19 protein-coding genes and 3 tRNA genes are annotated in these 19,581 nt (G+C 55.5%); 4 read left to right on the top strand and 18 right to left on the bottom strand.

Annotated elements, in window-relative coordinates:
- Nucleotides 1-2: 2 nt before the first annotated feature.
- Complete coding sequence (locus LG294_RS00110; protein ID WP_404288331.1) at nucleotides 3-776, bottom strand: class E sortase; 774 nt, start codon at nucleotides 774-776, stop codon at nucleotides 3-5.
- A gap of 211 nt (nucleotides 777-987) precedes the next feature.
- Between LG294_RS00110 and LG294_RS00105 the strand changes: the two genes are divergently transcribed.
- Nucleotides 988-1,245, top strand: a complete 258-nt coding sequence (locus LG294_RS00105) for a cell division protein CrgA (RefSeq protein WP_404288329.1) — start codon at nucleotides 988-990, stop codon at nucleotides 1,243-1,245.
- A gap of 41 nt (nucleotides 1,246-1,286) precedes the next feature.
- Here LG294_RS00105 and LG294_RS00100 read toward each other — a convergent pair whose 3' ends face one another.
- Both LG294_RS00100 and LG294_RS00095 read right to left on the bottom strand, forming a co-directional pair.
- Nucleotides 1,287-1,379, bottom strand: a complete 93-nt coding sequence (locus LG294_RS00100) for a hypothetical protein (protein ID WP_404288327.1) — start codon at nucleotides 1,377-1,379, stop codon at nucleotides 1,287-1,289.
- Between the two features lie 258 nt (nucleotides 1,380-1,637).
- Nucleotides 1,638-2,522 carry an ArgP/LysG family DNA-binding transcriptional regulator gene (locus tag LG294_RS00095; protein WP_404288325.1) on the bottom strand — a complete coding sequence of 295 codons (885 nt, stop codon included), beginning with the start codon at nucleotides 2,520-2,522 and terminating at the stop codon, nucleotides 1,638-1,640.
- Nucleotides 2,523-2,593: 71 nt separating this feature from the next.
- Between LG294_RS00095 and LG294_RS00090 the strand changes: the two genes are divergently transcribed.
- Entirely contained in the window at nucleotides 2,594-3,208 is a 615-nt protein-coding gene (locus tag LG294_RS00090; protein WP_404288323.1) for a LysE/ArgO family amino acid transporter, read from the top strand.
- Nucleotides 3,209-3,700: 492 nt separating this feature from the next.
- Here LG294_RS00090 and LG294_RS00085 read toward each other — a convergent pair whose 3' ends face one another.
- Both LG294_RS00085 and LG294_RS00080 read right to left on the bottom strand, forming a co-directional pair.
- Nucleotides 3,701-4,435 (bottom strand): rhomboid family intramembrane serine protease, encoded by a 735-nt coding sequence (locus tag LG294_RS00085; RefSeq protein WP_404288321.1) that lies wholly within the window; start codon nucleotides 4,433-4,435, stop codon nucleotides 3,701-3,703.
- A 222-nt stretch (nucleotides 4,436-4,657) separates the two neighbouring features.
- Complete coding sequence (locus LG294_RS00080) at nucleotides 4,658-5,203, bottom strand: peptidylprolyl isomerase (RefSeq protein ID WP_404288319.1); 546 nt, start codon at nucleotides 5,201-5,203, stop codon at nucleotides 4,658-4,660.
- Nucleotides 5,204-5,371: 168 nt separating this feature from the next.
- Here LG294_RS00080 and LG294_RS00075 point away from each other — a divergent pair, with 168 nt between their 5' ends.
- Nucleotides 5,372-5,575, top strand: coding sequence for a hypothetical protein (locus tag LG294_RS00075; RefSeq protein ID WP_404288317.1), 204 nt, complete (start codon nucleotides 5,372-5,374; stop codon nucleotides 5,573-5,575).
- On the opposite strand, the gene LG294_RS00070 is transcribed toward LG294_RS00075, so the two are convergent.
- Both LG294_RS00070 and LG294_RS00065 read right to left on the bottom strand, forming a co-directional pair.
- Nucleotides 5,572-6,441, bottom strand: coding sequence for a DMT family transporter (locus LG294_RS00070; RefSeq protein WP_404288315.1), 870 nt, complete (start codon nucleotides 6,439-6,441; stop codon nucleotides 5,572-5,574). The two genes, LG294_RS00075 and LG294_RS00070, sit on opposite strands and share 4 nt — an antisense overlap.
- A gap of 225 nt (nucleotides 6,442-6,666) precedes the next feature.
- Nucleotides 6,667-6,996 carry a hypothetical protein gene (locus tag LG294_RS00065; protein WP_404288313.1) on the bottom strand — a complete coding sequence of 110 codons (330 nt, stop codon included), beginning with the start codon at nucleotides 6,994-6,996 and terminating at the stop codon, nucleotides 6,667-6,669.
- Between the two features lie 357 nt (nucleotides 6,997-7,353).
- Between LG294_RS00065 and LG294_RS00060 the strand changes: the two genes are divergently transcribed.
- Nucleotides 7,354-8,496: a glycosyltransferase family 4 protein gene (locus tag LG294_RS00060; RefSeq protein ID WP_404288311.1), complete on the top strand. Its 1,143-nt coding sequence runs from the start codon at nucleotides 7,354-7,356 to the stop codon at nucleotides 8,494-8,496.
- Between the two features lie 77 nt (nucleotides 8,497-8,573).
- On the opposite strand, the gene LG294_RS00055 is transcribed toward LG294_RS00060, so the two are convergent.
- The 11 genes from LG294_RS00055 to dnaA all read right to left on the bottom strand — a co-directional run bounded on the left by LG294_RS00055 (nucleotide 8,574) and on the right by dnaA (nucleotide 19,581).
- Nucleotides 8,574-8,646, bottom strand: a tRNA-Ala gene (locus LG294_RS00055).
- Between the two features lie 99 nt (nucleotides 8,647-8,745).
- Nucleotides 8,746-8,818: transfer RNA gene (locus LG294_RS00050), tRNA-Ala, on the bottom strand.
- 8 nt (nucleotides 8,819-8,826) lie between these two features.
- Entirely contained in the window at nucleotides 8,827-8,946 is a 120-nt protein-coding gene (locus LG294_RS00045; RefSeq protein ID WP_404288309.1) for a DLW-39 family protein, read from the bottom strand.
- Between the two features lie 31 nt (nucleotides 8,947-8,977).
- Nucleotides 8,978-9,051, bottom strand: a tRNA-Ile gene (locus tag LG294_RS00040).
- Between the two features lie 118 nt (nucleotides 9,052-9,169).
- Nucleotides 9,170-9,781, bottom strand: coding sequence for a DUF3566 domain-containing protein (locus tag LG294_RS00035; protein WP_404288307.1), 612 nt, complete (start codon nucleotides 9,779-9,781; stop codon nucleotides 9,170-9,172).
- On the bottom strand, nucleotides 9,778-12,405 hold the full coding sequence (gene gyrA / locus LG294_RS00030) for a DNA gyrase subunit A (protein ID WP_404288305.1): 2,628 nt from the start codon (nucleotides 12,403-12,405) through the stop codon (nucleotides 9,778-9,780). Before gyrA ends, LG294_RS00035 begins: the two co-directional genes overlap by 4 nt.
- A gap of 60 nt (nucleotides 12,406-12,465) precedes the next feature.
- Nucleotides 12,466-14,463, bottom strand: coding sequence for a DNA topoisomerase (ATP-hydrolyzing) subunit B (gene gyrB, locus LG294_RS00025; protein WP_404291830.1), 1,998 nt, complete (start codon nucleotides 14,461-14,463; stop codon nucleotides 12,466-12,468).
- Between the two features lie 342 nt (nucleotides 14,464-14,805).
- Nucleotides 14,806-15,333 carry a DUF721 domain-containing protein gene (locus LG294_RS00020; RefSeq protein ID WP_404288303.1) on the bottom strand — a complete coding sequence of 176 codons (528 nt, stop codon included), beginning with the start codon at nucleotides 15,331-15,333 and terminating at the stop codon, nucleotides 14,806-14,808.
- Nucleotides 15,326-16,489, bottom strand: coding sequence for a DNA replication/repair protein RecF (recF, locus tag LG294_RS00015; protein WP_404288301.1), 1,164 nt, complete (start codon nucleotides 16,487-16,489; stop codon nucleotides 15,326-15,328). Before recF ends, LG294_RS00020 begins: the two co-directional genes overlap by 8 nt.
- Nucleotides 16,490-16,549: 60 nt before the next feature.
- Nucleotides 16,550-17,677, bottom strand: coding sequence for a DNA polymerase III subunit beta (gene dnaN, locus LG294_RS00010; protein ID WP_404288299.1), 1,128 nt, complete (start codon nucleotides 17,675-17,677; stop codon nucleotides 16,550-16,552).
- A gap of 467 nt (nucleotides 17,678-18,144) precedes the next feature.
- Entirely contained in the window at nucleotides 18,145-19,581 is a 1,437-nt protein-coding gene (gene dnaA / locus LG294_RS00005) for a chromosomal replication initiator protein DnaA (RefSeq protein WP_404288297.1), read from the bottom strand.

The following is a 19,581-nucleotide window of genomic DNA, read 5'->3' as shown; positions in this document are numbered from 1 at the left end:
CCCTAGCTTGTAGCGTCCGCAACGAGTTCCCGAATTTCCTTGGGCGGGCCTGCGTCTAGCGGGCGCCAATCGGTTAGCTCGGAATAGGCAATTATGCGTTCACGGGTACTAAATGGTGGGTGGCAGCTTGTCATCGTGAGTATCGATTTCGTCGGCTCAACGCCCCACTGGTGAGGCGTTGGAAGCAGTACGTCGCCATTGGATGGAGCAACGATCTCGGTGTCAAACCAGGTATAGGTGTAATACCCCTCCTTGGTTTGCAAGTAGACGTTGTCCCCGTTGTCTAATTTATCGATATCCCAGAAAACCTGTCCATGGGTCTGCCGGTGAGCGGCGACTGCAAAGTTGCCTTTCTCGCCCGGCAATTGGGTATTCGGGTAATATCCGATCCCAAGATTGTCGATCACAGCGCTCTGCACACCGAAGCTAACCGGATGGTGAGTCCCGTTTTTGCCGAAGGTTGGGAAATACATGATTCCGAAGGTGTCCCCCGGTCCGGCCTCGGCCACCGGCGCAGGACCATAGTCGATCTCTTCTTCCTCAACATCTTCCTCAGGAATCACCACATCACCCAGGTCTTGCACTAGGTTTTGCGTGACTTCTTTTTGGGCATTCGCGGAATCGATATTCGTCCACCACAGTTCCCAGACGACATAAAGCATCAAGACAATACCCAAGGTAATGAGCAGTTCACCGAAGAATCCAGTGATCCTGCCTCCGACTGTTTGCTTCTCACGGGCCATTCTTCGCCCAGGCGCGGACGCTACACGATTCACTACAGTGATGCTCCTTTGGGCGATCGGGCATAAAAAGACGGACGAACTTTCGCGAACCGTAAATCGAAGGACTAGGCGCATTACGGCTAGTATGGAATCTACGCAGGAAATCGATACGATCTTTCGTTCATTACCTGCCTCAAGCCTACCGGGAAGACCTGAGAGTCTCCCATTTACTACACTATGCGGATGAAGCCGAGGGAGCATTCTAGTGCCAGAGTCTAAGCCACGACGCAAGAACAAACCACAGTCCCAGCAGACAGCACAAGGCGCACATGCGGTGGATAAGCCCATGCCTAGCTGGTACAAGCCAGTCATGTTCGGCTTGATGCTACTCGGATTGGTCTGGATCATTGTTTATTACATTTCGCAGACGCTGTTCCCAATCCCAAATATTGGTGGTTGGAACATAGTCATCGGCTTTGGCATCGCCATGGTCGGATTCTTCATGACGACCGGCTGGAAATAGCGTTTAGTTACTGAGGGTCCTAAGCCCGATTAAGCAGCTAGCTAGACCCACATAAACAACACTCTAAGTGCTGAGAACGCTCCCTGACCTGTCCCTGTTGAGCATATGACCATCAGTGAGGCGCCAATCCCCACCCAGACTGCAGATGCGGTTCCGGTGGGGATTTCTTTTACTGCGGTAAGCCAACCTATGAAATCGCTAGCGCGAGGAAAACAACTCTGGTGACTAGTTATGAAATCCCGGAGTCCTCCCCAAGGTTCTAGCCGCGAGCGCTGCAAACGGCCCCGAGATCACGAGAACTAGCCCACACCTGCCAGTTACCTAGTGACCTTCTTAGCTGTGGATCCGTGCTGCGACTCCATCATCCGACTAGGGTTGCTGACCACTCCCCTTTAGAGGATCAAATCGAGCCCGTTGCGCTCTGCGGCCTTGAGCAGTATCGACCCGAGCCGGTCAAGTGCGGGCGAATCCACGGACCATCGCTGCCAATATAGAGGGACATCGATGAACCAACTATCGTCGAGTATTCTGAGTTCCGGATTTAAGCTCAACTGTTGCTCAGGCACCATTCCCCATCCCATGCCGGCGCGTATTGCTTGGACAAACTGCGAAGAATCCGGAACGTAATAAATCGTTCCGGTAGGTCTTTTCCTTGAACTGTCTATACGTGTAAGCATCTGGTGCTGAAGCGGGTCTTCGCGATCAAAAAGTACTATCGGCATATTGGACAGATCTTGGGTTGTCCAAGCGCTCAGCACGCTGGGCGCGGCAACCGCGCGGTATCGCATAGACCCGAGGCGCTGCACCGAACACCCTTGAGCGACTTCGTGACTATTGGTCACCACACCGCTGACTCTTCCGGTTCGCAACAGATCCATGGTGCGATTCTCGTCGGTGCGTAGAATCTCGCAACTAAGCTGCGGCCACTTTGCCAGTTCCGAAAATACGGGTGAAAACCACGTCGCGAGCGAATCGGAATTTACACCGATTGAAAGCGAGATCTTGCCCTGTTGAACTTCGTCGCGCATCAGTTCGTGGTTGAACTCTGTACCCAGCAACGAAATCTGTCTTGCATAGCGTAGAACTCTGGAACCTTGCTCTGTTGGCTTCACTGGCCTGCTTCGTACAAGCAATATCGAACCCAGACGACTCTCCAAGGCTTTTATACGTTGGCTGATCGCGGACGGTGTCACGCCAAGGTCGATAGAGGCGTCGTCGAAGCTGCCCGCGTCAACCACCGCAAGAAGGGTATCTAGGTGCTCGAGATCAAGATTCACATTAGAAACACTAATGCAGCTTCAGTGTTTTAAGTTCGACAGCGAAGAAGTGTCTCTCCTACGGTTAGTTTATGATCCACACGGCAGCACTCCTCGGTTTCTCCACAGGGCTTTCGCTCATAATTGCCATCGGAGCTCAAAATGCTTTTCTGCTTCGCCAGGGAATCAGACGTGAACACGTACTTCTGACGGTGTGCACCTTCACCCTGTCAGACATAGTGCTGATCCTCGTAGGTGTGTCGGGAATCGGGGCAATCGTTGAACGTGCGCCATGGATACTCACTTATGCGAGGATAGGCGGGTTCATTTTCCTTGCATGCTATGCGATTTTCGCTCTACGTCGAGTGCTATCACCGGGGATTCTAAGTGCATCAAAGTCGCCTGCACCGACCGCCAAGCTTTCCGTTGTACTTGCCACACTCGCGCTAACTTGGCTTAATCCACATGTATATGTGGACACCGTGTTGTTGCTAGGCTCCGTAGCGGTCGCGCAGGGTGAGGGGAAATGGCACTTCGCCGCCGGCGCGATAACCGCCAGCATATTCTGGTTTGCCGCCCTTGGGTACGCCTCAAGGTTCTTGTCTCGGGTATTCGCCAGCGCTAATTCCTGGCGCGTACTGGACGGGATTATCTGCATTTTTATGGCCACATTTGCTGTCTTGCTCATCTTGCCGCTTTTTAGGTAGACGAGGCAGATATCCACAGTATTAACAGTTTATCCACAAGCCTTGTGGAGAACATCCAAGTTTACTTGTTCACAACTTTATCCACAGCTGGGGATAACATGCTCTCTTAGTGTATAAACCAGCATTAGACCCTAATCAGGACGCGATAACGACTGTGGAATTACATGGTTGTAAGTTATTAACACTGTGGATTACCCGTGTGGACATCTCCCCCGCAGTGGGAAAATCCCGAAATCTGCAGATTCGTTTAAAAATTCGAACACGCAAATGCTCCTCAAGCGCACCTCGTATTACTGCTATCTACAGGCCCTGTTTAAAAGTTATCCACAAATGTGGGTAAAGCTGTGAGTATTCAATACCTCAGATGGCATATCCGCGGAATTTCGCTGTTTGCAGCAGAAGGGTGCCCTCCACTATTGGTGAGTTACACGGGTGTAAGTTATTAACAGTGTGGATAAATTGTGTGGATAACTAGCGGCTCAAGATTTCGAATTAGCCCAGCGGCCATTTAACCGCTACCGCGGAAAGATATATCGCCACTGCAACAAGTATCGTCAAGGTCCCAAGCAACGAGAACTGAATCTTCGTGCGTTGTGGATTACGCGGCACTAATACGATGCACGCAGCAGCAAGCGCGCCAATCACGGCACCACCTAAGTGGCCTTGCCACGAAATCCCCGATACTACGAACCCGAGCACAACATTTAGTACCAGCACGATACCCATTTGCCGCAGGACTTGCTTGTTGGTGCGGAAGACAACGAAGAGGGAAAGGAATAGTCCCGCTAGCGCGCCCGAAGCGCCCAAGGTGGCACTCAGCGCAGGGCTTAGCAGCAGGATCCCCAGCGAACCACCTAGAGCGCTGAGCAGGTATAGCCAGCCAAAACGCGCTCGACCTAGACGGGGTTCAAGGAATACACCACAGAGGTAAACTCCGTACATGTTCATCGCTATGTGGAATATGGAACCAGTCGAGTGAGCAAAAGCGCTGGTGATCAGACGCCATGGCTCCCACCCGGCCAAGGCGGGCACCAGGACCATATTTTCGGTGGTTCCGGGGATAATCCACTGTGCAATGTATGCCAATACGTTAAGTGCGATCAACGAATAGGTGATAATCGGGGCGCCCTGACGCACTGTTGCGCCGAATTCTGTGCGCTGCGTAGGAATGTTCTTGTTGGCCTCGCTGACGCATTCAACGCACTGGACTCCGACCGGCGCAGGCACCTGGCAGCGTGGGCACACGGGGCGACCACAGCGGGTGCATGACACATATGAGATCGTTTCGGGGTGTTTAAAACAGGTGGGGGCGGTTTGGCCCGCGGGAGTCACTTGACCGTAAGACATCTATTTCAACCTTGATCTCATCTGCATGTTTGTTTGTTAAATACGTCGGCTCCGGCGACTCCACTAGGGAATCACCGGAGCCGAAGTCGCTAAAAGCGGGTGTTACAGGGTTTCGATATCTACCGAGTTGATTACAACATCTTCCGTTGGCTTGTCACGGCCATCGGTGGCGACTGCGTTCAGCGCGTCGACGATCTTGCGTGATTCAGCTTCGGTGACTTCACCAAAGATGGTGTGCTTGCCCTGCAACCATGCGGTTGGGACGGTGGTGATGAAGAACTGGGAACCGTTGGTGCCACGGCCCATGCGGATGCCGGCATTTGCCATGGCTAGCTTGTATGGCTCGTTGAAGTTCAGTTCTGGGTGGATCTCGTCATCGAACTGGTAGCCTGGTCCGCCGAAGCCCTGCCCCAGTGGGTCGCCACCCTGAATCATGAAGTCCGAGATGATGCGGTGGAAGATTGTGCCGCTGTATAGCGGGGTGTTGGCCTTCTTGTCACCGGACTCTGGGTGTACCCATTCCTGCTCACCGGTCGACAAGCCAACGAAGTTCTTTACGGTCTTCGGGGCGTGGTTGCCGAAAAGATCGACGACGATGTCGCCCAAAGTAGTGTGAATCGTGGCTTTATGCGTTGCGTTTGCGGTCATGGCTTCATTCTCCCATGAGTAGGGCCAAGGCCGCCAAAGCTGGGGTACGCGTTGAGTGAAACATTTTGTCGATTAGCCATGCCCCGTTGGTGAACACTGGCCTCGCATCAGCTAACTGCCTAGTCTGGACGTAGCTGGTAAAGAAAATTGATTCATTAGGGAGTGAGCATGAGCAAGAAAAGTGCTGTAGGAAAACTTTTGGCATTCGGCGTGTTTGTCGGTCTCGTGGCCTTAGGCGTAGCCATGTGGAAGGCTTCCAGGCCGGTCGAAGACCCATGGGAAAATGAACTGAAAATCGCTGAACCGCAGCAACCTGTTGAATCTCGCGAAGCGGACGTCGGCGAAGTTCGAAAAATTATCGCCGAAGATTAGACCTCGAGCGTGGGTTTTGCTTGCCCTCTCACCACCAAGACGAGACCCAACAGGATTATCCCCAAACCCAGATACGTCCCGATAGGAACCACCTGGCCCAAGAGCAAAGCCGCGAGTAGTGCAGCTCCGGGAATCTCCAGCAGGATCAAGGTCGAGACCGTCAGCGGGCCGAGAACGCTCAACAAGTGGTTCATCGCAGTATGCCCAAACAACTGTGCGCACACCGTCAACAAGATGATCCCCAACCAACCCCAGGCGTCAAATCCCCAGAGCGGTTGACCTGTACACAGGCAGATCAGCAGCAATAGCACAGCGGTCACCGCGTAGCAGATTGAAGTGTATCTGGAGGTCGTCATGGTGCGCCGTGCCGCTGCGCCAGCGAAGGTATAAATGGCGGCAAGGACGCCGCCGGCCAGCGCTAAGAGGTCTCCAAAGAATGCCATGTGTCCTTGTCCCAAATCGAACCCGGTGATCGTCAAGACACCTACAATTGCGACGCTCATACCAATAATTACGGGAGAGCGATAACGAACTCCACGCAAGGTTTGAAACAAAGCGATCCAGACGCCCTGGATGCAAACGAGAGCAGTAGCAGCTGCCACGCTGGTCATTCGAACGGCAAACATGAAACACACGAAATGCAGAGCGAGCGCCCCGCCTGCCAACAGGATGTAGAACCATTCCCGGCGACTTAGTTTCAGGTACGCTCGAGGATTCTTCCTGATCGACGGACCGGCAAGAAGGACAGCCGCTGCGGCATTGCGCCAGAAGGCCATGGACATCACCGGGACGCTGGGAAATGCTGCGATGATTGGGCCAGAAGCTGAAATGCCGAGTATTCCCACCGCGGCCAATAAGAACGTCACTTGGCTAAGTTTACAAGTTCTCTGCCGTGACCTTGGTTCGGAGCTTTCGAGGGTGCATCAAAGGTTGTATTAATATATACGCATCAAAGTATATACACTGTTCAGGATCCATAATATTGATTCACGCTCCGATCCTGCAACGTCAGTGTTCGACTTTCAGAGATCCTGAAAAATTTCCCGCACCGGAAATACTGCACTAAAAAAGTAGGCTTCGGTTGAGAGAAACTATCTGCTTAGTCCGCCAGCCAATTCAAGGTTTTTACATTTGAACAGCCAGGGCCAGCGCGTCACGGTCTGCCTTCGGGATCTCAACAATCTGCCGATCCCGCAGCCAACGGCCAGCTCCAAAATGTTGTGCGATAGCAACGCAATCAAGATCCATAGGCCATTTTCCCTAACCTTGACACCAGTTCCAGCAACGAAAAGTGTAATAGCTAGAACAGAATTCCATGGCGAAACGAACGTCGATTTCTGAGTTGTCTTAGTGAAGAACATTCCAGGCATCGAGCCGCGGGCCACAGAGACCAGGACGATCTCATTTACGGTATTGGCCATCAAATCAGCGTCCACTGGCAGGTGCTGCCCGCAATCCAGAGCGCAACTATGGGATTGAGTAGTGGCAAACAACCATTCCCGTGTCAAAGATAAAGGTCGTGTGCAACGGCTTGATCCACAGACTCTGCCCGGGGAAGTACTGTGGAAAAACCTGCCGTTCAAGCCTCTACGCAAAAAGAGCATGTAGCTACAAAACCGCGAGTCGAAAGCGCCGGGTTAATTTCTGTTCCCTTTCAAGGGTTAGATTCGGCTGCCCTCCGTGGATATGACAACGGGGCGAACAGTCGAAGCTAGAAGTTAATGAACGCTGTGGGGCACGTTAAGCTCAGCGTTACCCCGAAACCGCAGTATGGAGATGTGAAGGTTGCTATCGTTGCTGAATCGTTCCTGCCCCACGTCAATGGGGTCACCAACTCGGTCCTAAGGACCCTCGATCATTTGGCCCTCACCGGCCATAGCGCAGTGGTTATTACCCCGGCGGGCTCACTTTCAGGTGAGCTCAAGGGGCACAGCGTGCCACGTTCATACAAGGGTTTTCCAGTCATCACCGTCCCCTCGGTCGCTATGGTCAAATATCCAGAAGTCCGCTTGGCAGCCGGGGGCACAGGCCGGCTGAAAAAGATCTTGGCCAGGGAAGCACCAGACGTTATTCATCTGGCAAGTCCTTTCCTCCTAGGCTGGCGTGCCTTGCGCGCCGCGCAGGAACTAAATATTCCTACTCTGGCGATGTATCAAACCGAGGTGCCGACTTATGCCGCTCGTTATAAAATGCCTTGGCTGACCGAACGGCTCTGGGACCACGTCAGAGCCATTCACACGGCCGCGGACCTGACTCTGGTGCCAAGCACCTTCTCTCGGCACCAGCTCGAATCTCTGGGCGTCACAAGGCTAGCGCTGGGTCGGCGGGGAGTAGACACTGTTCAGTTCACACCCGAACGTCGCGACGCGAAGTTCCGTGAGGCTATCGCGCCCAATGGTGAACGCATCATCGGCTATGTTGGTCGCTTGGCCGCAGAGAAGCAGGTCGCAGATCTCCGGGTGTTGAATTCACTGCCGAACACCCGAATCGTCGTCGTTGGTTCCGGACCTTTGGAAGATGAACTTCGCAATGAGTTGCCCGATGCCCATTTCACCGGATTCCTGTCCGGTACCCGTCTAGCTGAAGTCATCGCATCTTTTGATGTCTTCGTTCATCCGGGCGCCTCGGAGACTTTCTGCCAGACCATTCAGGAAGCCATGGCTTGCGCTGTGCCGGTCGTAGCTGTCGGCAGGGGAGGACCACTTGATCTAGTGGATTCCTCGCGCACAGGATGGCTTTATGCGCCCGGAGATCTCAATGAGCTCCGTTCTCGCGTGAGCGACCTGATTTACGATGATGCTAAGCGTCTGGCATTTGCTCGAACCGCCTATCTGAGCGTGCAAGATCGGACATGGTTCAGCATCGGCGAACAGCTGCTCGATCACTACAAGAATGTGATGCGTGCACGCGTCAGCCAGTAGCCCAGCAGTTAGCGCCAGAAATTTTGGGTAAGAAAAGGGACGGAAAGCTTATCGCTTTCCGTCCCTTTTTCTTTCTGTGGAGCCTAGGAGATTCGAACTCCTGACATCCTGCTTGCAAAGCAGGCGCTCTACCAACTGAGCTAAGGCCCCATATTCTATTATCGAAAGACTTTCACTTCCTGACGAAACTACAACTCGTCTTTGGAAAAGAATTGGCGGAAAGCTGCTGCTTTCCGCCAATCTATTCTGTGGAGCCTAGGAGATTCGAACTCCTGACATCCTGCTTGCAAAGCAGGCGCTCTACCAACTGAGCTAAGGCCCCGAAAAGCGTTAGGAAACCTTGTCGGTAACCTGTTGCCAGGTTTCCTTGATTTCCGTAGAACCCTTAACCTTCTTGACTATGACTACTGCAGCAGCCACAACCGTCCCGAGAATCAGGAGCTTTTTCATTCTACCCTCTTTCTCAGCGGTAAGGATTCAGTGGGCGTACCTGGACTTGAACCAGGGACCTCTTCGTTATCAGCGAAGCGCTCTAACCGCCTGAGCTATACGCCCTTACCTTTTTCATTCCCTTCGGAACGAAATAAAACTTTACCGGGGTTTGCAAGAAGATACAAATCGAGCCCGGGTGTCATGCATCACAGCAGGAATCCCGGGCTCGACTAGCACGTTCTTAGTCGTCCGTGAGGGTGACTCCGACGCCGCCAACGAGCGAGGAAGCGATGTTGTACAACACCGCTCCCAGCATCGAGAGCACGGAAATCACCACAACGTTGACTACGGAGATGATCGTTGCGTACGAGGCTACCTGACCCAGTGAGGCTATATCCCGGAGGTCGAAGGTTCCTTCAGCGCCGATTGCATCACGCATTAGCTGGTTGAAGGAATCGAAAGTTCCAGTTAAATCCAACAGTGCCCAGATAGCAACGGATGCCACCACGGTGATCACACCGAAAGCTACCGAAAGCAAGAAGGCAAGTTTGAGTACCGAGAACGGCTCAACCTTCGAAGCTAGCAGGCGCGCCTTGCGCACCTTTGCCTTGGGCGCTGGGCGAACCAGGCGTTCCTGCGGCTGCGTTGGACGCTGCTGACCAGTTCCCGGACGCTGCGACCCAGCTGCCGGGCGTGGCGCTCCGGCAGTAGGGCGCTGACCGGTCGGTGCCGGTCGGGCGCCGACTGGACGGTTGCCGTTCGAGGTTGGCGCTGGGCGCTTTACCTGGGTAGGTCGCGGCGCTGCGCTCTTCGGGGCGCTGCCACTTGGGCGAGGCGTCGAGGGCGTGCTCATGCGTTACCTCCGTTATCGGTGTCATTGTTCTGTGCATCCGAAGCGATTTCAGGCACAGCAGATGACTCATCTGTCATGTTTTCTGATTTCAACGTTACGGCATCTTCCTCCAAGTTCTCTTCGAGCTCCGTCTCAGAGTTCTTGGCAACCGCAATAATATGGTCCTTCTTATCCGGCTTCGCAAAGATCACGCCCATGGTGTCGCGGCCCTTGGCAGGGACCTGCGAAACTGCCGAGCGAACGACCTTGCCCGAGGCCATCACAACAAGCACTTCATCGCTGTCGTCAACGATCAACGCACCGACCAATTCGCCGCGTTCTTCATTGAGTTTTGCTACCTTAATGCCCAAACCACCGCGTGATTGCACACGATATTCGTCGACGGTGGTGCGCTTCGCATAGCCCTCGTTGGTCACGGTGAATACATAGGAGTCCTCACGGACCACTTCGGCGGCGAGCAATTCATCGTGCTCGCGGAACTTCATTCCGGTCACGCCGGACGTGGCGCGGCCCATCGGACGCAGTGCCGTATCGGTCGCAGTGAAGCGCACCGACTGGCCCTTGCGGGAGACGAGCATCACATCATCTGACTCGCTGACGAGCTGTGCGGAGACTAATTCGTCGTCTTCGCGCAGGTTGATGGCGATCACCCCGGCGGTGCGGTTGGTGTCGTAATCTTCCAGGCGAGTCTTCTTCACCAGGCCGTTGCGGGTGGCGAGCATCAGGTACTCGGCATCCTGGTAAGTGCGCAGATCCAGCACCTGTGCGATATGCTCGTCCGGCTGGAATGCCATCACGTTGGCCACGTGCTGGCCCTTCGCGTCACGTCCTGCCTCGGCCAATTCGTAGCACTTGGTGCGGTACACGCGGCCGTGGTTGGTGAAGAACAGCAGGTAGTTGTGCGTGGAGGTGACGAAGAAGTGCTCCACCACGTCGTCCCCGCGCAGGTTCGCGCCCTTGATTCCCTTGCCGCCGCGCTGCTGCGACCGGTAGTTGTCGATACGGGTGCGCTTCACATAACCGCCGCGGGTGATGGTGACGACCATTTCCTCTTCGGGAATCAGGTCTTCGACGTTCATATCGCCGTCGAAGCCCATGAGCACCTTGGTGCGGCGGTCGTCGCCGTGCTTGTCCACGATCTCGGCAAGTTCTTCCGAGACGATGGTGCGTTGGCGCTGTGGATCGCCGATGATCTCCTTGAACTCGGCGATCATCACCTCCAGCTCCGCGTGGCGATCCTGGATCTTCTGGCGTTCCAGGGCGGCGAGCCGGCGCAGCTGCATGTCGAGGATGGCACGGGACTGAGCCTCATCGATGTCCAGCAGTTCCATCAGCCCGTCGCGGGCGGCTTCGGTGGTGGAAGAGCGGCGGATCAAGGCGATCACTTCGTCCAGCGCATCCAAGGCCTTGAGCAGGCCGCGCAGGATGTGGGCCTCTTCTTCGGCCTTCTTCAGCCGGTACTTGGTGCGGCGTACAATCACTTCGATCTGGTGCGTCACCCAGTGGCGGATGAAGCCATCCAGCGGCAGGGTGCGTGGCACCCCATCAACGATCGCGAGCATATTCGCGGAGAAGTTCGACTGCAGCTCGGTGTGCTTGTAGAGGTTGTTCAGCACCACCTTGGCCACGGCGTCGCGCTTGAGCACGATCACCAGACGCTGGCCGGTACGGCCAGAGGTCTCGTCGCGCATATCTGCAATGCCGGCGATCTTGCCGTCGCGGACCAGCTCGGCGATCTTCACCGCGAGGTTATCCGGGTTGGCCATATACGGCAGTTCGGTGACTACCAGGCAGGCGCGCCCCTGGATTTCCTCCACGTTGACCACGGCGCGCATGGTGATCGAGCCACGGCCGGTGCGGTAAGCGTCCGAGATGCCCTTGGTGCCCAGGATCATGGCACCGGAGGGGAAGTCCGGACCCTTCACGCGCTGCATCAGTGCGGCGAGCAGCTCTTCGCGGGAAACTTCCGGGTTCTGCAGGTACCACTGCACGCCCTCGGCAACTTCGCGCAGGTTGTGCGGCGGAATGTTGGTGGCCATGCCGACCGCAATACCCGAGGAGCCGTTGACCAGAAGGTTCGGGAATCGTGCCGGAAGCACGGTTGGTTCCTGGTTCTTGCCGTCATAGTTGTCGGTGAAATCAACGGTATCCTCGTTGATGTCACGGACCATTTCCATGGCCAGCGGGGCCATTTTGGTTTCGGTGTAACGCTGGGCGGCTGCGCCATCGTTGCCCGGCGAGCCGAAGTTGCCCTGGCCCAGAGCCAGTGGATAGCGCATCACCCAGTCCTGGATGAGGCGAACCAGCGCATCGTAGATCGCGGTATCGCCGTGCGGGTGGTACTGGCCCATGACTTCGCCGACTACGCGGGCGCACTTGTTGTACGAACGCTCCGGGCGGTAGCCGCCGTCGTACATTGCGTACAGCACGCGGCGGTGCACCGGCTTCAGCCCGTCGCGCACATCTGGCAGCGCACGGCCCACGATGACAGCCATCGCATAGTCAAGATAGGACCGCTGCATTTCGGTCTGCAGATCGATCTGGTCGATCTTGTCGTGGCCCTCACGTACGGGCACGATTTCCCCGTCCAACGGTTCGGTCCCCGGGGTTTGCTCGTCGCTCATTTCATCCCTTTACAAGTCAAAATTCGTTGCTGGTTATCGTTTCGCTGCGCGGAGCGCGAGTTAGATATCCAGGAAGCGCACGTCCTTGGCATTTTGCTGAATGAAGTTACGCCGGGACTCTACGTCCTCGCCCATCAGCACGGAGAAGACCTCATCCGCGGCGGCCGCGTCATCCATGGCCACCTGGCGCAGGACACGATGAGCCGGATCCATGGTGGTGTCCCATAGCTCGGAGTAGTCCATCTCGCCTAGACCCTTGTAGCGCTGGATGCCGTTTTCCTTCGGGATCCGCTTATTCGCGGCGGCACCCTTGACCAGGGATTCATCGCGTTCGCGGTCCGTGTACACGTACTCGTGTGGCGCGTTGGTCCACTTGATGCGGTACAGCGGCGGGCTGGCCAGGTAGACGTAACCGTGTTCGATCAGCGGGCGCATGAAGCGGAAGATCAGCGTCAGCAGCAGCGTGGTGATGTGCTGGCCGTCGACGTCGGCGTCGGCCATCAGCACGATCTTGTGATAGCGCAGCTTGGCCATGTCGAATTCTTCGCCGATGCCGGTGCCGAAGGCGGTGATCATCGCCTGCACCTCGGCATTGCCCAGCGCGCGGTCCAGGCGGGCGCGCTCGACGTTCAGGATCTTGCCGCGCAGCGGCAGGATGGCCTGGGTGTGCGGGTCGCGTCCGCGCTTGGCCGAGCCGCCTGCGGAGTCACCCTCGACGATGAACACTTCGCACTCGGCGGGGTTCTTCGAGGAGCAGTCCGAGAGCTTGCCCGGCATGCCGAAGGATTCCATCGGCGACTTTCGGCGCGCATTATCGCGCGCCTTGCGGGCTGCCATGCGCGCCTGGGAGGCGAGCTGGGCCTTGCGGATGATGTCGCGGGCAACGTTCGGGTTGCGCTCGAACCAGTCGCCCAATTCGTCGTTGACCACACCGTGGACAAACCCGCGGGCCATTGAGTTGCCCAGCTTGGTTTTGGTCTGGCCTTCGAACTGCGGTTCGGAAAGCTTCACGGAAAGCACCGCGGTCAGCCCTTCACGAGCATCGTCGCCGGAGAGGTTGTCGTCCTTTTCGCGCAGGATCTTGTTGTCGCGGGCGTAGCGGTTCAGCAGGCCGGTCAGCGCCGCGCGGAAGCCTTCCTCGTGGGTGCCACCTTCATGGGTGTTGATGGTGTTCGCGTAGGTGTGCACCGATTCCGAGTAGGCACTGGTCCACTGCATGGCGATTTCGACGCTGATGCCGCGGACCGTGTCCTCGGCTTCGAAGGCGATGACCTCGTCGTGGACCAGCTCGACCTTCTTGGCGGAGTTCAGGTGCTTGACGTAGTCCAGCAGACCGTCCTTGTACAGGTAGTCGACCACGCGGGGCTTGACTACCTGGTTCTCACGCTCTTCCTCGACTTCGGCTTCCACTTCATCGACGACGCGCTCATCTGTCAGCCGGATGCGCAAGCCCTTGTTCAGGAACGCCATCTGCTGGAAGCGGGCACGCAGAGTTTCGAAGTCGAATTCTACGGTCTCGAAGATTTCCGGGTCCGGGTAGAAGGTCTGGGTGGTGCCGGTTAGCTCTGTTTCTTCGCCCTTGGTCAGCGGCAGCGTGGTGACGCCACCATCGGCGAAGGAAATTCGCCAGGCGTGACCCTTCTGGCGAACCACGGTATCGACCCGGCGCGACAGGGCGTTGACAACGGAAATACCCACACCGTGCAAACCACCGGAAACGGCGTAGCTGCCTCCGCCGAATTTACCGCCGGCGTGCAGGATCGTCATGACGACCTCTACGGCAGGCTTGCCTTCGGTTGGGTGCATGTCGGTGGGAATGCCACGGCCGTTGTCCTCGACGCGGACACCGCCGTTGTCTTGCAAGGTGATGTCAATGGTGTCGCAGTAGCCTGCCAATGCCTCATCGACGGAGTTATCGACAACTTCGTATACCAGGTGGTGCAGGCCGCGTGGACCGGTTGAACCGATGTACATGCCCGGGCGCTTACGTACCGCTTCGAGTCCTTCGAGAACGGTAATGTCCTGGGCGCCATAGGTGTGTTCGACTTTTGAAGTCATCGATTCCGCGGGTACTTGGCTCTCGGCCGGCTCCTGCGGTGAAGCGTTTTCGGTAGACACTTGTGCTACGAACTCCTCGAATTTGGCGCGCGATTCCCTGCCGCTCCTGCGTGAGGTGCGTATCAAAAAATCATGGTCGGGTGCAACGAGCGCAGGGGATACCTGCACAACGCGCATTCACTACCCCTAATTCTACCGCGTTTAGCAAAATAAACAGGGATCCTGAGGCTCAAATCGGCTGTAGTAGCCACAGAATCATCTCTCTGAGCGGTTGAGGATGATCCGGTGTGGGGGGATCCAGCCACCGGGTCCGTTAGAGCGCCATATGCCGTGCCAGCATTTTTATCCGTAAGTGTCCCTTGGTCCACGACCGGCGACGGTGCGCATTCCGTGACGCCAAGACGGGGCATTGGGTCCCAGAACCTTGATGACGGTCACGATCCCGGGCCCCAATTCGGCATCGATTTTCTTCAAAATTTGATGGCTGAGTAGGCGTAATTGCGTGGCCCAAGAAGTTGAGTCGCAGCGCACGATGACCACCGTGTCCTCAAATGATTCTGGTTTGCAGTGAGCCGCAACGTCTTCTCCAACAAGTCCTGCCCACCTGCCTAGAACAGAACCGACGGCAACTTGCGTATTCCAGCCACGTGATTTGGACATTCTGTTGACGATTTCGCCGATGGCATGAGGGTCACGGGCAGATCCTTCAGGCGCGGCCCCTTTCGGTGCCGCAAAACCGCGACGAGATGCTTGCCGTTTCTTCACCCGCTCCATGCGGGCGGCATCGATTCTCGCATCTCCGCGTTCCTCCGCGAGCTTGCGCATGCGATTGAGCAGTGCCTTCGCCGAGTCGAGCTCATCCTCAGACATCATTGACCTGGCCGGGACTGACTTGGAAAAAATGACCTTTCAAAGCTTCGGGCACATCGGCGGCAACCGCAGCCGTAACAAGAACTTGTTCGGCCCCCGACACGATATGTGCCAACCTGTCTCGTCGAGTCGCGTCTAGCTCCGCAAAGACATCATCGAGTATCAGGATTGGGCCTGAGCCGGTTCGGGGATCGTCATCCCCGAAGACTCGGTAGGCTGCCAAACGCAAAGCGAGCGCAAATGACCAAGTCTCGCCATGCGAGGCATAACCCTTCGCCGGTGTCGCGCCCAAGGTCAGTGTCAGATCGTCGCGGTGCGGGCCAAAGAGTGAAATTCCGCGGTCTAATTCGCGTGATCGGTTTGCCTCGATGGAACTTAGCAGCAATTCTCGAATCGCTTCCTGGCTCAATCCTTCAAGATCGTTGACAGGCATTGAGTTCTCATCGGTTTCTCCCTCGAGTGAGGAACGATAGATCGCGCCGGCATGCTTTTTACCATCGGCTAGATCCGCATAGGCGGCTTCCATATATGGACGGAGCAAGGCCAAAATGTTCAGTCGTCCCCGGATGAGGCGGGCCCCGCAGTTTGCAAGCTGCATGTCCCAAGCCTGCAGGGTGCTCTCCTGCGAGGAGTTCAGCTTTGATTTCCCGCGGATGGATTTCAGCAACGCATTGCGTTGTTTTACGATCCGCTCATAATCGTTTTTAGTTCCAGCTTCGATGGGCCGCAAGGAGATGAGCATTTCGTCCAGAAACCGGCGGCGGTTCGAGGGATCGCCCTTGATCAGAGCGAGATCCTCGGGAGCAAAAAGTACCGTTCGAACCAGTCCAAGAATTTCACGCGCTCGTACTGGATTGGCCCTGTTGATCCGGGCACGGTTGATCTTGCCGTTGGTAATTTCCACCTCGAGCGAGGAGGTCTGGGAACCGCGATGCAAAGTGCCGCGGATCAGTGCGCGATCGGCCCCAAATTGAATTAGTGGTGCATCGTTGCTAACCCGGTGCGAAGAAAGATTCGCCAGATAGCCGATGGCCTCAACAATGTTAGTTTTGCCCACACCGTTGGGACCGACCAGTACATTAATGCCCGGGGCAAGTTGCACGTCGGCCTGCACGTACGAGCGAAAGCTCGTGAGGGAAAGCTGCGAGATATACACCGAGAGTCCTGAAAGCTACGAAGCGGTGGATGCCCAAGGCCATCCACCGCGAGGGTATTACTAGTTCGAGTTTGGCAACCGAACCGGCATGACCAAGTACCGGTACTGGTCCTGATCGTCTTCGTCGATCTGCTTCTGACCGGTGATCATGGCAGGTTTAGGTGCGCTGGTGAAAGAGAATCGCACGTAGTCAGTGTTGAAAGAGCCTAGGCCTTCACTCAGGAATGTAGGGTTGAACGCCACTGTGATGTCCTCGCCCCGAAGGGAAGCAACAATTGCTTCTTCGGCCTGAGCGTCTTCGCCGGTTCCAGCATCCAGGGTTAGCTGGCCATCGGTGAAAGCCATGCGAACTGGGGTATTTCGTTCGGCAACTACCGAAACACGGCGTACGGCTTCAATAAGATCGCTGGTGCGAACGGTCGCATGGATGGGTGTGTTGTCCGGGAACAACGAACGAATCTTCGGGTAGTCGCCATTGATCAGCAGCGATGTGGTTCGACGATTGGCGCTTTCGAAACCAACCATTTCGCCGGTAGGGCTGATAGCCAGCTTCAAATCACCGGCGCTCGAAAGTGTTTTCGCGACTTCGCTCAAGGTTTTAGCCTTGATCAAGAACGAGGTGGAAACTTCTGGCTGATTTGGGGACCAATTCAGTTCACGCATCGCCAAGCGGTAACGGTCTGTGGCCAGGAAGGTAATGAGATCGTTCTCGATTTCCACTTTGATGCCGGTAAGAACCGGAAGTGTGTCGTCCTTGGATGCAGCGACGATGACCTGCGATACAGCTTCGGAGAAGGCCTGCCCGTTAATGGTTCCTGCGACTTCTGGAAGTGCCGGCAACGATGGGTACTCATCAACTGGCATGGTTGCCAAATGGAAACGTGAACGGCCGCAAGACACCGTAATCTTCGTGCCATCGGTTTCCAGGGTCACCGTCGAATTTGGCAAGGAGCGGGTAATTTCTGCAAGAAGCTTGCCAGAGACCAGCACTTCACCTTGCTCGGCAATATCGGCAGGGATTTCAATATGGGATGAGATTTCGTAATCAAATCCCTCGAGGCGAACGATGCCCTCATGGGTAGTGATCAAAATGCCAGCAAGTACTGGAGATGGTGGACGCTGCGCTAGAGACCTTGCGGTCCAAGAAACGGCGTCTGCCAATACATCCTTTTCAACGCTGAACTTCACGAAAAATCCGCCTTTCGGAACCCATAAGTCTTAAGTCAGGCCAAGAAGCTTGTTTCCCGCCAAGTTCTTAAGCATAGAGCAGGTAGCTACACGACATCTCCATATAATCTTGCCACGACTTTTCTCATGAAGCTGCATAGAAGATTTCGAAGTGTGGAGCGCGACGAACTTATGAACAAAAAATCATTCAAAACGGGCATCTGGGGAGAGGTCTCGTTATTTGGATGAATAAGTGTTTAAAGGAAGTAGTGTTAATAACCCCTGTGGATACTGTGGATAACCCCTTCGAGCCCATAGATTGAACCAATTGTGCATGTGAACAATCTGTGACTGGGAGTGACACTCAGTTCCAGCACCCTGTTGAAACTCAGTGTCACCCTTTTCGAAGTCCACACTCGAGGTGCCAGTTATGCGCAGGTTGTCTCCAGCTACTCCACAGGCTTATCCACAGCTGTGTTTTTCGTGAATTAGTGCTCGCGCTGGCTCTGTTTAATGCGGTTTGTCAGTTCCGTCACCTGGTTGAAGATCGCACGCCGTTCGGCCATCAGTTCACGAATCTTGCGGTCAGCGTGGATCACAGTTGTATGGTCACGTCCGCCAAGTTCGGCGCCAATCTTTGGCAGAGACATGTCCGTCAATTCCCGGAGCAGGTACATAGCTATTTGACGTGCGGTGACCAGCGTTCGAGTACGCGACTTGCTGTTTAGCTCATCAATGCTCAGCCCGAAGTACTCGGCGGTCTGCTTGATGATGGTCGAAGGAGTGATCTCCTGTGCACCATCTGCGCTGATCAAATCTTTCAGCACGGTTTCGGCAAGGGCGAGATCTACCTGCTGGTTATTCAATGAGGCGAAAGCAGTCACGCGAATGAGTGCGCCCTCGAGCTCCCGAATGTTCGTAGAGATACGTGAAGCGATATATTCCATCACGTCGCCCGGGGCAGAAAGATTCTCCGCGTCCGCCTTTTTACGCAAGATCGCAATTCGAGTTTCCAGTTCAGGCGGCTGGATATCGGTGAGCAAACCCCATTCGAAACGTGAACGCATGCGATCTTCAAAGCCCTGCAGCTGTTTGGGCGGCAAGTCGGAGGTAATCACTACCTGTTTATTGTGGTTGTGCAAGGCATTGAAGGTGTGGAAGAACTCTTCCTGAGTCGCGTCCTTATTTGCCAAGAACTGAATATCGTCAATCAGCAGAATGTCGACATTGCGGTAGGTCTGTTTGAAGCTGGCACCTTCGTCATCACGGATCGAATTGATGAAATCGTTGGTGAATTCTTCTGAATTCACGTAGCGAACCCGGATGCCCTTATAGAGGTGGCGCGCGTAATGCCCAATGGCATGAAGTAGGTGAGTCTTGCCCAAACCGGAATCACCATAGATGAATAGCGGATTGTAGGCCTTCGCAGGAGCTTCGGCGACGGCGACGGCAGCAGCATGAGCGAAGCGGTTTGAAGAGCCGATCACGAAGGTATCGAATATGTACTTCGGATTCAGTCGTCCGAATTCCTGGGAATTGGACGGGGGAGTCGGCTGCGGTGCCGGCTGCGGGCGCGGGCCTGGAGTCTCCGGAACCGGCGCCGGGATGGGAACCGGTGCTGATTTTTCCTCAACGGGCTGTTCGACTTCTTCAGCCAAAGACAAGTCGACGCTTACCGCGCAGCGAATATCGTCCTGGAAGACTTCGCGCAGAGCCTGATCCAGCGGCTCGCGCAGCTGCGTCTGCAGAATGTCACGGGTGAGGTCATTTGGCACTGCGACAAGAAGGGTACTTCCGATGAGACCCTGGGGCTTTGCTAAGGACACAAATGGACGGTGGCGGGCCTTAACCCGATCGTCGTCTTCGATCTTGCGTATGACTTGACGCCAGGAGCTCCCAATACTATTGGTCTCGTCGCTACTCAC

It is taken from the genome of Glutamicibacter arilaitensis, from assembly GCF_044793945.1.
In the GTDB taxonomy this organism is placed as follows: Bacteria; Actinomycetota; Actinomycetes; order Actinomycetales; family Micrococcaceae; genus Glutamicibacter; species Glutamicibacter arilaitensis_B.
This window is presented reverse-complemented; position numbering and strand designations above follow the sequence as displayed.